A 12,641-nucleotide genomic window follows, 5' to 3' on the forward strand; every position below is an offset into this window, starting at 1 on the left:
TGCCGGGCGACTATTCGCCACGGTTCGCCAGGGTGCGCCAGATGGTGTGCCACTGGGCGACGGGTGTCAGGTAGGAACGCGCCATCCCGACCCGGTCGCCACTCCACGGGCTCACTCCCCAGGGTGTGTCCGGGCGGCCGGGACGGGTGGGCGCCGAGGACCTCTCGCAGGACTTCTCAGGCAGGCACCGCAGGTACACGAAGGGATCTGTATCGCCCATGTACGCAGCATCGTCCTCCGTGTCCGCTCCGCCCCGGACGCTGCGCCCCCGCCCGGCGGGCAGCGGACCCTATCTCGACCCCGCGCGCACCGGGGCCGCCGTACCGGTCGTGGGCCGGCCACGGCGCGTCCCGGTTCCGGGCACCCAACCGCTCAGCGGGAGGCTGGACTTGTCCGGTCCCCAGGGCGCACAGCTGCGCACCGCCATCGCGTCGGTGCACCGGATCTGCCCGGAGTTCGCTCCGGTGCAGGTGCTGCGCCGCTCCGGACGGTCCGTGATCCTCGTCGGGACGACGGGGCGCAGCACGGCCGTGGCCAAGTGTCTACTGGACCACTCCCCCGCCTGGGCGGAGCGGAGCCGTCACGAAATAGCCGCATACCGTTCGTTCGTCCGGCAGCGGCCTCCGATCCGGGTGCCGCGGCTGATCGCGGCGGACCCGGACAACTGCACGCTGGTGATCGAGCGGATGCCCGGCCGGGTGGCGGCGGTCCAGCGGCACCCGGTGGAGGCTCCGCCCCGGGCGGACATCCGGGCCGCCCTGGGCGCGATCTGCCGGCTGAACGCCTGGCGGCCCCCGGCGGGCACCTTCGGCGCCCCCGTGGACTACGCGGCCCGTATCTCCCGGTACCACGAGCTGGGTCTGCTCACCGACCGCGACATGGGTGACCTGCAGAAGCTGGTGCACGGCATCGCGGTCGCGGCGGGCCGGCAGGGTATGGGCCAGTTCTGCCACGGCGACGCCCTGCTGTCGAACATCCTGCTGTCGCCGGCCGGTCCGGTGCTGGTGGACTGGGAGCACGCGGGCTGGTACCTGCCGGGGTACGACCTGGCGACGCTCTGGTCGGTTCTCGGGGACGCTCCGGTGGCGCGTCGTCAGATCAGTCAGATCGCCCAGTCGGCGGGGCCCGCGTCCCGGGACGCCTTCCTGGTGAACCTGATGCTGGTCCTCACCCGGGAGATCCGGACCTACGAGACCGCCGTGCAGCGTTCGATGCACGAGACGGCCCCGGCGGCACCGGGTTCGGCCCACCCGGGTGCCGCGCCGACCGGCGAGGAACAGCGGCTGCTGCTCCGGCGGCTGCACGACGACTGCCAGCTGGCCCGCCGGGCCGTGCGCGCGGCGGTCGGCACTCGCTGACGGGGACGAGGATCCGCGGTGCGCTCAGGACAATCGCGCACCGCGGATTTCTCGGACGGTCGTACCGTTCACTGGTGTACGCCACTGACGCCGCGCAGGCCGGGAGCCTCCGGCGCGAAACTCCCACGGTCATCGCATGACATGGGAATTCTCCGCCTTCTGGGCATGATTGACGGATCGTCGGCAAGCCGGTACCACTGAGCCACGCTCAGCCCCGCACGCCCCGCCGCGCTCGATCGCCCCAGGAGGCCGCATTGCGAGGATCCGTCACCGACCCAGCGCCCACCCACGGCGGCAGACATACGCGCAGGGCGGCGGCCGCAGCCGTCGGCTCCGCCGCCCTGCTGCTGCCGTTGCTGGGTGCCGCTCCGCCACCCGGCGAGAGCGCGTCGTCCGTCGGCCTGCTCCAGCGTGCGTTCGCGTCCGCCGCCACCGAGTACCACGTGCCGCCGAACGTTCTGCTGGCCGTCTCCTATCTCCAGTCCCGCTGGGACACCCACGGCGGCGCACCGAGTGTGACGGGCGGTTACGGCCCCATGCACCTCACCGACGCGCACACCGCGCTGGCCACCACCACCGAGCACTTCGCGGACGGCACCGAGGACGCGCGCGGCGACAGCGCCCGCCCGGCCCTGCACCCCGGCGTCAAGGTGCCGGCGAACTCCGCGCTCCCGGCGCGCCTGAAGACCCTCGTCCGGGCCGCCGGGCTGACCGGAATCCCGGCGGCGCGACTGCGCACCGACCCGGCCGCGAACGTGGCCGGCGGCGCCGCGCTGCTCGCGTCCGCGCAGCGGTCCCTGCACCAGCCGCTCAGCGCCGACCCGGCCGACTGGTACGGCGCGATCGCCCGTTTCTCCGGCGCCGACGACGCGGCGACCGCGGCGGCGTACGCCAACGACGTGTTCGACGTCCTCCACACCGGCGAGCAGCGCGTCACGGACGAGGGTCAGGTCGTCGCCCTCGCCGCCCGGCCGGATCTGAAGGCCGACACCGCACAGCTGAAGCTGACCGGGCTGCGCACCGTGGCGGCGGACGACACCGAATGCCCGACAACGGTGTCGTGCGAATGGATTCCGGCGCCCTACGAGGAGTTCGGGGACAACGACTACGGCAACCACGACCTCGGGGACCGGCCGGCCGCGCAGAGCATCAGGTACATCGTCATCCATGACACGGAGGGCGCCTGGGACGGGACCATCAACCTGATCCAGGACCCGACCTATGTGTCCTGGAACTACACCATCCGTTCGACCGACGGTCTGATCGCCCAGCACGTCAAGGCGAAGGACGTGGCCTGGCACGCGGGTAACTGGTACATCAACGCCAAGTCGATCGGCATCGAGCACGAGGGCTTCCTCGCGGCGCCGGACTCCTGGTACACGGAGGCGATGTACCGGTCGTCGGCCCGGCTGGTGAAGTACCTGACCACCGAGTACGGCATCCCGCTGGACCGGCAGCACATCCTCGGCCACGACACCGTGCCCGGGCCGACCACCTCCACGATCCCCGGGATGCACACCGACCCCGGCCCGTTCTGGGACTGGCGGCACTACTTCGAGCTGCTGGACCACCCCTTCAAGCGCACGGCGGGCAAGAAGGGCGGTGTGGTGACGATCCTGCCGGACTACGCCACCAACCAGCCGGTGTACACCGGCTGCGTCACCAGCGGCCAGCCGTGCGCCGCGCACGGTTCCAGTGAGGTGCGGCTGTACTCCGACCACGACGAGAACTCGGCCCTGATCGAGGACATCGGCCTCGGCAGGACTCCGACGGCCGACGTGAACGATCTCTCCTCGCGGGTCTCCACCGGTCAGCAGTACGCGGTGGCGGACACCTGGGGCGACTGGACGGCGATCTGGTACCTCGGGCAGAAGGCCTGGTTCAGGAACCCGGCGAAGGCGCCGACGGCGGTGACCGCCACGGGGCTGGTCGTGACGCCGAAGGCGGGCCTGACGAGCGTCCCGGTGTACGGCCGCGCCTATCCGGAGGCGGCCGCCTACCCCTCCGGGGTACCCGCGCAGGCGGTGTCGCCGCTGCCGTACACCATCCCGGCGGGCCAGGAGTACGTGGTCGGTGACGTGCTGCGGGGCGAGTACTACTACGCGGTCACGATCGACACCGCCTCGCACCGGGTCGTGGTCGGCAAGGACCTGTACTACGAGATCCAGTACGGCCACCGGATCGAGTTCGTCCGCGCGGCCGACGTGACCGTGGCGCCGGCCAGCCGGTGGGCACGGAGGTAACCCTCGTCAGCCCTGCTGGAACAGCTCCGCCGGGAGCGGTTTCAGCAGGGCGTACAGGTCGTCCGTGATCGGGCGGTCCCAGGCGGCGATGGTCACGAGGACGCCGTCGCTGCGGTCGAACTGGACGCAGGAGATCCGGCTCTCGGAGAGCTTGAGGCGGCGCACGATCAGCAGGTTGTCGCCCTGCAGCACCGGCATGTCCTCGGTGCCGGCGACGGTGACGTCCTCGTCGTTCTCCAGCGCGAGCAGGAGCTGGCCGACCTCGAAGGGGACCTCGTCCTCCGCGACCTCGCGGGCCGGCGAGCCCTCCGGGAGGTTGCCGATGATCATCGCGGGGCCACGGCCGCCGAAGAGGTCGTAACGCAGGAAGACGCCCTGGCAGGTGCCGTCGGGGGCGGGCAGCAGCCCGGCGCCGAGGTTGCCGGGCCAGTCGCCCGGGTCCATGGCCAGAACGTCGAAGTCGGGGCCGGCGGGAGTGGCGCTGCGGCGACGGAGGAACGACATGCGGTCCATGGTACGGGGCCGCGGGGCTTTCCCGGCCGCCGCGCGTCCTCGGGCCGTCAGGAGAAGTGGACGTCGCCCCGACCGATGCTCACCGTGACGTGATCATGATCGGGTCGTCCGTCGGTCCCGCTTGGCACGCGCGGCGCCCGACCGGGAACTTGATGCCGTCCGACTCCTCGATGCCGGTGGCGTACGCGGCGGCCGCGAGGCCGCCGGCGATGTCCACGTGGTGGTCGTGCCGCCTGCGGGGCAGGTCGTCCCCGAAGCAGAAGTCCTGGACCGTGCGGTGGCTCGCGACGGCGTCCGGGAACGTGGCCCGCGGACCGCGCCGCCGCTCGGCCGGCGATTCGGCCCAGGGCCCCTCGTCCTCCACGGCCACGCCGTCCGTGATCACGAAGAAGGGTGTGGTCAGGTGCGTCCACGGCGCGGAGCCGTTGAAGCAGGCGCGGTCCAGCGGAACCCGGGGGGTGTCCAGGACGTGCCCGGACGACGATGTGCGCGGGTCGAGGCGCTCGGCCACGACCGTGCCGCCGCTCCGCGTGATCGCCACCCGGCCGGTCGCGAAGTCGGTGTGCGGTCCGGTCGAGCCGAAGGGTTCACCGACGCCCGTTCCTCACGCAGGCCGACCGTCGTCCGGCGCGGCCGCAGGTCCTGGGGAGGATCCTTGGACGCGAAGAGTCCGCCCTCGCTGACGAGGCTGGCGGTCGCGGTCGTCAGCCGCTCCCAGCACCGCACGCCGCTGTGCGCGTCGAGAACCTCCGCGAGCGGACCGCTCGTGCTCCCTCCTCGACCCCCAGGCGGACACGACCACGTTCCGACGAAACGCACCGTCCCGCGTTCCGCGCCGCCCGCGGACGGCGCGGAGCACCAGGACCCGTCCGGCGGATCACGTCGCGGACGCGGGGCCCGCCGCGCCCTCCCCCGGAGGGGACCCCCGGCGGCGTTGCCGTCGGTCGCCGACGTCCTGCGGCCTTCGGCCGGGAGGTGCCCCCACCGCGCTGCCGCCCTCCTCAACCCTGCAGCCGGCCGCGCCGGGCCCCGCTCACCGGCGCTGACGAAGCAGCGTCGACCTCCCGCGACCTGATCCGCCGGACAGGCCCTGGTTCTAGAGTGCCGCCGTCTCCGTCGCCGCAAGTTCGGCTCGTGCCTCGTCCGCCAGGCCGTCCGCATGGCATCGCTCGGCCGTCTCCAGGCCCCTGCGGAGGTGGCCGGCGTCGCGGAGTTCCCGGCCCAGGGACACCTGCGCGCAAGCAAGTTCGTAGGCCGCCGGGGACCGTTCCAGGTGAGCCACCGCTTCCTTCAGGTAGGCCAGGCGTGCCGGGCCACTCGTGACCTCCGCGGCGGTGCGCAGGGCCTGGCCGATCGCCGACGGGGCGCCGAACTGGCGGGCGCGGCCGACCGCTTCCAGGGCCGTGGCCAAGGCACGGTCGGGTGCGTCGTGGCTCTCGGCGCGGGCCAGGTGGAGCTGCCAGGGGCACCACGCGGGGTTGCGGATCCCGCGTGGTTCCAGGCGGCGGCCCGCTGCCGAGAGCTCGGCGGCGGCGTCCCGGGTGAGGCCACGCGCGAGAAGCAGTTCCCCGTAGACCGTCTGGGCGTCGGGGAAGACCACCGCGGCCGGGAACGGCTCGTGGAAGGAGTGGTCCTCGGCGACCCGGGTGGCCTCGTCGGTGCGGCCGCGGGCGAGCAGGGTCTGTACGAGGGTGCCGACCGCGTACCAGAGGGCGGGGGCGCCGGGGCCGACGCGTTCGGCGAGGCGCAGTCCGGAGCGGACCAGGTCCTCGGCCTCGGCGAGGCGGCCGCGCCGGTAGCGGACGTAGCCGTGAAGCGTGTAGCCGAAGGAGAGGTGCGCCCCGCGCCAGCCCTGGCGTTCGAAGTCGGCGGTGCCGGTGGCGAAGAGTTCCTCGGTGCGATCGGGCCGGTCGGCGTACATGAAGGCGAGGGCGACCAGCACGGGCACCTCGAAACCGCGGTCCGACTCGGCCCAGCCGAGACCGCCCGCGAGGGCGCGCTCGGCGTGGTGGAGCGCGACGTCGGCGGGTTCGCCGCGCTGCACCGCGTCCCAGGTGCGCAGGCCGATGATGTACCGCTCGGTGAGGTCGCGGCCCTGGAGCCGGTCGGCGAGCCGGGCCAGCCGCCGGGAGCGGGAGGGGTGGTCGGGTTCGTCGGCGCGGAAGGCGTCCCACATGAACTGTTCGGAGAGCATCCGCAGCCGGACCCGGGCGTCGCCGGTCAATCGGATCTCACGGGCCAGGGTCTCGGAGGCATCGGCGAGCCGGTCGCTGTGGGCGAGGACCTGGGAGAGCCGGTAGACGATGTTCTGGCGCAGCCCGGGTTCGGCGATGGGTTCGGCGAGGGCCGCGCGCAGGTGGTTGACGGTGGTGGCGGGTTCGGTCAGCAGGGAGGCGCTGCCGAGTTCGTAGAGGACGGCGGCACGGTCCTTGGCGGCCGGGGGCTCTCGCAGGGCCCGGGCGAGGAAGCGGCAGGCGGCGTCGGGGGCGCCGGCCCGCAGGGTCTCGCCGGCGGCGGCACGCAGCCGCTGGACGACCCAGGGGTCGCCCTCGGGGTGGGTCTCCAGGAGGTGCCGGGCGGCGGTGGCCGCGGCCTGGCCGTCGTCGGTGACGCACCAGGCGGCCTGGCCGTGCAGGGCGACCCGGACGCCGGGCGGGATGGCCCGGTAGACGGCGGTGGCGATCAGCGGGTGGACGAACTCCAGGGTCTCGACGCCGGTCAGGACGCGGACGCCGCGCAGGGCGTCGGCGGCGTCGGCGGCCTCTTCCTGGCCGAGGCCGGCCACGGCGGCGGCGAGTACGGGATGGATCTCGGTGCCGAGCACGGCGCAGGCCCAGGCGAACCGGACGGTGGAGGGGCCGAGGCGTTCCAGCCGCGCGATCAGCCCGCTTCCCTTGACGGCGGCGGCGAGGTCGCGCAGCAGGGGTGCGCCCGCCTCGGTGGGGTCGAGGCCGCGGTCGTGGACCTTGGCCGTCAGTTCGACGGCCTCGAAGGGGTTACCGGCGGTGACGGCCCAGCACTCGTGGCAGAAGGCGTCGTCGGCGTCCGCGCCGAGGCTCTCGCGGACCAGTCCGGCCACGGCGTCGGCGCTGAGCGGTTCCAGGTCGTGCGGGCGGCCGCCGGCCCGGCCGGGCAGTCCCCGCAACAACTCGGCGTGGTCGGGGAGTTCGTCTGGCCGGTAGGCGACGACGACGAGCAGCGGGAGCTGCTCGGCGCGGGGCGCGAACGCGGCGAGCCAGCCGAGGGATTCGGGGTCGGCCCAGTGTGCGTCGTCGAGGACCAGGACCACCGGCGCCTGGCGCACCACGAGGTGGGTGAGCACCCAGTCAAGGCCGTCGCGCAGGCCCTGCAGGTCCGGCGGGGCACCCTCGGTGGGGGCGCACAGGCCCAGGGCGGGGCCGACGATGTCGTACCAACTGCCCAGTGAGGCGCGGAGTTCGGCCTCCGGTGCGCCGGCGAGGCGGGGCTGCAGGAGCTGGCGGGCGACATGGAAGGCGACGCGCTGCTCCTGGTCGCCGCCGCGGGCGGAGAGCACGGTGCAGCCCTGTGCGGCCGCACGGCGGCGGACCTCGGTGAGGAGCGTGGTCTTGCCGATGCCGGCCCGCCCGGCGAAGGCGAGCAGCGCGCCGAGCGGCCGGTCGACCGGATCCGCGCCGTCCGCGCCCAGGCCGGTGAGTTCGGCCAACGCCTCGTCGACGACAGCGAGTTCGCTCTCACGTTCGTAGAGCGTCCGCTGGTTCCGAAGCATCCGCTGTCCCATGACCACCCCCCGCCACGGTGATGCGCGAGCGCGGGGAGCGGGCGCGCACCGTGGCTTGCAGGCAGCTCAGCGTACGCCTGATGAGCGTGATCCGCTCCCTACTGACGGTTACTGACCCAGGGGCTTGACAGGACACTTCAGGACCCTTCGGACGGCGCCGGGGGGATCACCGCGATCGGGCTCGCCGCGTGCAGGAGGACGGCCTGCGTGACCGAACCCAGCATGCGGGCGGGTGCCGACAGGCGCCGTCGATGCCGCCCCACGACGACCAGTTCGGCGTCCTTCGAAGCGGCGACCAGAGCCCCGGCCGCGTCGCCGGGGAGCGCGAGGGCCTCGGCGGACACGTCCGGGTGCTCCTTGAGGTACGGGGCGAGGAAGCCCTCGGCGAGCGTGCGGGTCTCCTGCTCGACCTCGTCCTGGTCGACGGCCGACGGGGCGAGTTCCCCGGCCGTGGCCCAGAACCGGACCGGCCACGGGTAGGCGGCGACCACCTGGAGACGGGCGCCGTGCCGGGCGGCCTCCGCGAAGGCGAACGCGAGGGTGGCGTCGTCGGGGCTGTCCACGTCCACGCCGACCACGACCCGGGGCCCGGACCGGGCGGGGAACTCGTCGGGGACCTCGCGCCCCGGCCGGGGCACCACGACCACCGGGCACCGGGCGTCGCGGGCGGCGGCCATGCCGTTGGAGCCCAGGATGAGGCTGGCGAAGCCGCCTCGGCCCCGGGATCCCAGCACCAGCAGCTGGGCGTCGGCGCCCAGTTCGGGCAGCAGTGCGGTGGGGGCGCCCTCCATGGCGACGTACTCGGCGGCCGGTCCCGCGCTCCCGGCGGCCAGCCGGTCGCGGACCTGGTCGAGGACGGGGTCGCCGGCCTCGTCGGGCTCTCCGGCGACCATGACGTCCGGCTGTCCCCAGGCGGCGTACTGGCGCACGTGCACCACCCGCAGGGGCACGTCCCGTCGCCGGGCCGCGTCGCGGGCCCAGTCCAGGGCGCGCAGGCTGTCGTCCGAACCGTCCACCGCGGCGATGACCGGCGCAGTGCTCATCGTTGCTCACCTCCGGAATGCGACCTTCCCTGTCCGGGGCCAGCCTGTCTCAGGCGGCGGCCCCGGAAGGGCGCTGCTGGTCACGTGTCCGGAAATCCTTGCGGAACACCCCCCGGTTCACCTCTCTGCCGCGGAACCGGGGGCGGCGCTCAGGTCAGGTCGAACTCGCCCTCCCGGGCCCCCGACACGAAGGCGCCCCATTCGGCGGGGGTGAAGATGAGGGAAGGGCTCTGCGGGCGGCCGCTGTTGCGCATCGCGATGAATCCCTCGACAAAGGCGATCTGGACATCCCCCAGGCCACGGCTGCTGGACTGCCACTCGGCCCCGCTGAGGTCCAGCTCCGGCTTCTCCCAGCCCAGTACCGGCTGCTGCTGGATGGTGCTCTCGGCCACGTCCGTGCTCCTCCCGAATACGTCGTCCGCGGCCAGCCTAGCTTTCGGTTCCGGCACTCAACAGGCCACGTGAGGGGGTCCTTTCAGGAGTCGGGCGCCACGGCGCCTACCAGCCACATCGAGAAGAACTGGGAGCCGCCGCCGTAGGCGTGCCCGAGCACCTTGCGGGCCCCGTCCACCTGGTGTTCTCCGGCAAGGCCGCGGACCTGGAGGGCGGCCTCGGCGAAGCGGATCATGCCGGAGGCACCGATCGGATTGGTGGAGAGCACTCCGCCCGACATGTTGACGGGGAGGTCCCCGTCGAGTTCGGTGACACCCGATTCGGTGAGTTTCCAGCCTTCGCCCTCCTCGGCGAAGCCGAGGTTCTCCAGCCACATCGGCTCGTACCAGGAGAACGGTACGTACATCTCGACGGCGTCGATGTCCCGGCGCGGGTCGGCGACACCGGCCTGGCGGTAGACGTCGGCCGCGCAGTCCTTCCCGGCCTGCGGCGAGACGGCGTCCTTGCCCGCGAACAGGGTGGGTTCGCTGCGCATGGCGCCGCCCAGCATCCAGGCGGGTGGCTTCGGCGAGCGCGCCGCGCCGGCCCGGTCGGTGAGGACCATGGCGCAGGCCCCGTCCGAGGAGGGGCAGGTCTCCGAGTAGCGGATGGGGTCCCACAGCATGGGGGACGCCTGGACCTTCTCCAGGGTGATGTCGTGTTCGTGGAGGTGGGCGTAGGGGTTCTTGAGCGCGTTGCGGCGGTCCTTGTAGGCGACCAGCGAGCCGACGGTGTCGGGGGCGCCGCTGCGCCGCATGTAGGCCCGCACGTGGGGGGCGAAGAAACCGCCCGCGCCCGCCAGCAGCGGCTGCTGGAAGGGGATGGGCAGGGACAGCCCCCACATGGCGTTGGACTCGGACTGCTTTTCGAAGGCGAGGGTGAGGACGGTGGAGTGGACGCGGGCGGCGACGAGGTTGGCGGCGACCAGTGCCGTGGAGCCGCCGACGGACCCCGCTGTGTGGACCCGCAACATGGGTTTGCCGACCGCCCCGAGCGCGTCCGCCAGGTACAGCTCGGGCATCATCACGCCCTCGAAGAAGTCGGGCGCCTTGCCTATGACGACGGCATCGATGTCGGCCCAGTCCAGTCCGGCGTCGTCGAGGGCGCGTCGCGCGGCCTCCCGGACGAGCCCGGCGATCGACACGTCCCGCCGGGCCGCCACGTGTTTGGTCTGGCCGACCCCTACGACGGCCACGGGCTCCTTGCTCATCGCGGTTCCCCTTCGAGTACGGCGACCAGGTTCTGCTGCAGACAGGGCCCGGAGGTGGCATGCGCGAGGGCACGGTCGGAGTCGCCGCGGTGGATGCGGGCGGCGGCCTCGCCGATCCGGACCAGCCCCGCGGCCATGATCGGGTTGGCGGCGAGGGCCCCGCCGGACGGGTTCACCCGTACCTCGTCGCCGAGCCGCAGCGCCTTGCGGAGCACCACCTCCTGCGAGCTGAACGGCGCGTGCAGCTCCGCGGTGTCGACGGGCCGTCGGAAGGCGCCGGCCCGCTCGGCGGCGAGCCGCACCGAGGGGGCGTCGGTCAGGTCGCGGACGCCGAGGCCGTGCGCCTCGATCCGGTGGTCGATGCCCCGGATCCAGGCGGGCCGGGAGCACAGCTGACGGGCCCGCTCCCCGGCCGCGAGGATCACCGCGGCGGCCCCGTCACCGATGGGCGGGCAGTCGCCGGTGCGCAGCGGCCGGACCAGGTAGTCCCCCTGCGGTACCGAACCCCGCAGCTGGGCGTGGGGGTTGGCCTCGGCGTCCGCCCGGCTGCGGGCGCCGACCGCGGCCAGCGCCGGCTCGTCGGTCTCGCCCGCGTCGATGAGGGCCTGCGCCTGGAGCGCGGCGAGGGCGACGGAGTCCGGCCAGAGCGGGGCCAGGTAGTAGGGGTCGAGCTGGCGGGTGAGGACGTCCCGGACCGAGCCGGGTGAGGACTTGCCGTACGAGTAGACGAGCGCGGTGTCCGCGTCCCCGGTGAGCAGCTTGGTCCACGCCTCGTACAGCGCCCAGGCGCCGTCCATCTCGACGTGCGACTCGGAGATCGGCGGCCACGCGCCGACGCCGTCGAGGGCGAGGGTGAAGGAGAAGGCGCGGCCGGCCAGGTAGTCGCTGGAGCCGGAGCAGGTGAAGCCGATGTCGGCGGTGCGCAGGCCGGTCTGTTCGAGTACGTCGTGCAGCACCGGCATGAGCATCTCCACCTCGGAGAGCTCCTCGCTGGTGCGCCGGTGGCCGGTCTGCGCGAAGGCGACGACCGCGATGTCCCGGACGCCGGTTGCTTCCTCCCAGGTCACAGCAGCTCCCTGTAGGTGTCGTAGTCGGCGTCGGGTTCGCCGGTGGGCCGGTAGTGGTCGGGGTAGCGGGCTCCCTCGGTCCACACCGGTTCGACCCTGAGGCCCATCCGCACCTGGTCGTAGGGGATGCCGCCGATCCGGCCGTGCAGGGCGAGGCCTGCGCCGTCGAGGGCGATGTGGCCGTAGACGTAGGGCACCTCGATGTCGAGGTTCTTGGCCTTGATGTTGACGATGCAGAACGTGGTGACGGTGCCGCGGGGACCCACTTCGACCTGTTCCGTCGTGGCCACCCCGCAGGTGGGGCAGGCACCCCTGGGCGGGACGTACACCTTCGCGCAGGAGGGGCAGCGTTCGCCGTAGGTCCGCCGGGTGGACAGTGCCTCGATGTAGGCGGCCTGGGCGCGGCCCGGCGAGTAGGTGTAGTCGAGCCGGGCGTGGGCGACGATGCCGTGCACGGCGTCCTCGAACTCGCCGCCGTGCCCGGCCGGTTCGGCGGCCTCGCCGTCATGGGGCTCGAAGCAGGCGATGTCGGTGATGGCGCCCGACCGCTCCCCGGCCCAGCGGACGCGGACCCGCATGCCGGTGCGGACGGCCTCGGGGCCCGGGGCGTCCAGGGCGTGCAGCAGGGCGGTGTCGGCGCCGTCGAGGCGGACCAGGACCCAGGCGAAGGGGGTGTCCAGGGGCTGGCCGCGGCGGGGTTCGTGGTTCCAGGCCCAGGTGGTGACCGTGCCGGTGGGCGCGACCTCGACCAGGTCGCGGATCTCCTCGGCGGTGACCGGGTCGTACTCGACGGGCGGGACGAGGACGCGGCCGTCGCCGGTCCGCACGCCGAGGACGACGCGTTCGCGCAGTCCGGTGAGGAAGGCGCTCTGGACCGGGCCGAGGGAGCGGGTGAAGGGGAACTCGACGACGAGGGGGGCTCTGAGGACTTCGGGCATCGGGGCTGCCTCCTTGACGGGGTCGGTGTGCGGCGCCCTCGAAAGGGGCGCGGGGCTGCACCACGTGCGGCGCGGCC

The 12,641-nt window shown here is 73.4% G+C and carries 10 protein-coding genes; 2 read left to right on the plus strand and 8 right to left on the minus strand.

What is annotated here, in order from left to right; all coding sequences use genetic code 11:
- Window positions 1–218 precede the first annotated feature (218 nt).
- Window positions 219–1,358 (plus strand): aminoglycoside phosphotransferase family protein, encoded by a 1,140-nt coding sequence (locus tag ACZ4O3_RS11400; protein WP_467721992.1) that lies wholly within the window; start codon window positions 219–221, stop codon window positions 1,356–1,358.
- Window positions 1,359–1,612: 254 nt separating this feature from the next.
- Window positions 1,613–3,601, plus strand: coding sequence for an N-acetylmuramoyl-L-alanine amidase (locus ACZ4O3_RS11405; protein ID WP_467721993.1), 1,989 nt, complete (start codon window positions 1,613–1,615; stop codon window positions 3,599–3,601).
- A gap of 6 nt (window positions 3,602–3,607) precedes the next feature.
- Here ACZ4O3_RS11405 and ACZ4O3_RS11410 read toward each other — a convergent pair whose 3' ends face one another.
- The 8 genes from ACZ4O3_RS11410 to ACZ4O3_RS11445 all read right to left on the minus strand — a co-directional run bounded on the left by ACZ4O3_RS11410 (window position 3,608) and on the right by ACZ4O3_RS11445 (window position 12,564).
- Window positions 3,608–4,105 (minus strand): hypothetical protein, encoded by a 498-nt coding sequence (locus tag ACZ4O3_RS11410; protein WP_362727862.1) that lies wholly within the window; start codon window positions 4,103–4,105, stop codon window positions 3,608–3,610.
- Window positions 4,106–4,193: 88 nt separating this feature from the next.
- On the minus strand, window positions 4,194–4,655 hold the full coding sequence (locus ACZ4O3_RS11415) for a hypothetical protein (protein ID WP_467721994.1): 462 nt from the start codon (window positions 4,653–4,655) through the stop codon (window positions 4,194–4,196).
- 555 nt (window positions 4,656–5,210) lie between these two features.
- Window positions 5,211–7,874 (minus strand): ATP-binding protein, encoded by a 2,664-nt coding sequence (locus tag ACZ4O3_RS11420; protein WP_467721995.1) that lies wholly within the window; start codon window positions 7,872–7,874, stop codon window positions 5,211–5,213.
- Window positions 7,875–8,011: 137 nt separating this feature from the next.
- On the minus strand, window positions 8,012–8,917 hold the full coding sequence (locus tag ACZ4O3_RS11425) for a universal stress protein (protein WP_467721996.1): 906 nt from the start codon (window positions 8,915–8,917) through the stop codon (window positions 8,012–8,014).
- Window positions 8,918–9,066: 149 nt separating this feature from the next.
- The gene (locus tag ACZ4O3_RS11430; RefSeq protein ID WP_362728633.1) at window positions 9,067–9,309 is read right to left on the minus strand and encodes a DUF397 domain-containing protein; all 243 of its coding nucleotides are present in this window, start codon (window positions 9,307–9,309) and stop codon (window positions 9,067–9,069) included.
- 83 nt (window positions 9,310–9,392) lie between these two features.
- Window positions 9,393–10,559 (minus strand): thiolase domain-containing protein, encoded by a 1,167-nt coding sequence (locus ACZ4O3_RS11435; RefSeq protein ID WP_362728631.1) that lies wholly within the window; start codon window positions 10,557–10,559, stop codon window positions 9,393–9,395.
- Window positions 10,556–11,626: a thiolase domain-containing protein gene (locus ACZ4O3_RS11440; protein WP_467721997.1), complete on the minus strand. Its 1,071-nt coding sequence runs from the start codon at window positions 11,624–11,626 to the stop codon at window positions 10,556–10,558. The genes ACZ4O3_RS11435 and ACZ4O3_RS11440 overlap by 4 nt, the downstream gene beginning before the upstream one ends.
- A complete protein-coding gene (locus tag ACZ4O3_RS11445; protein ID WP_467721998.1) occupies window positions 11,623–12,564 on the minus strand; it encodes a Zn-ribbon domain-containing OB-fold protein in 942 nt (313 codons plus the stop codon). The genes ACZ4O3_RS11440 and ACZ4O3_RS11445 overlap by 4 nt, the downstream gene beginning before the upstream one ends.
- Window positions 12,565–12,641 lie beyond the last annotated feature (77 nt).

The organism is Streptomyces sp. NPDC026515, from assembly GCF_055567595.1.

Bases quoted from the DNA above. Each gene is read 5' to 3' on its own strand.
- ACZ4O3_RS11400 (WP_467721992.1), top strand. From the start codon at position 219: ATGTACGCAGCATCGTCCTCCGTGTCCGCTCCGCCCCGGACGCTGCGC.
- ACZ4O3_RS11410 (WP_362727862.1), bottom strand. From the start codon at position 4,105: ATGTCGTTCCTCCGTCGCCGCAGCGCCACTCCCGCCGGCCCCGACTTC.
- ACZ4O3_RS11420 (WP_467721995.1), bottom strand. From the start codon at position 7,874: ATGGGACAGCGGATGCTTCGGAACCAGCGGACGCTCTACGAACGTGAG.
- ACZ4O3_RS11425 (WP_467721996.1), bottom strand. From the start codon at position 8,917: ATGAGCACTGCGCCGGTCATCGCCGCGGTGGACGGTTCGGACGACAGC.
- ACZ4O3_RS11435 (WP_362728631.1), bottom strand. From the start codon at position 10,559: ATGAGCAAGGAGCCCGTGGCCGTCGTAGGGGTCGGCCAGACCAAACAC.
- ACZ4O3_RS11445 (WP_467721998.1), bottom strand. From the start codon at position 12,564: ATGCCCGAAGTCCTCAGAGCCCCCCTCGTCGTCGAGTTCCCCTTCACC.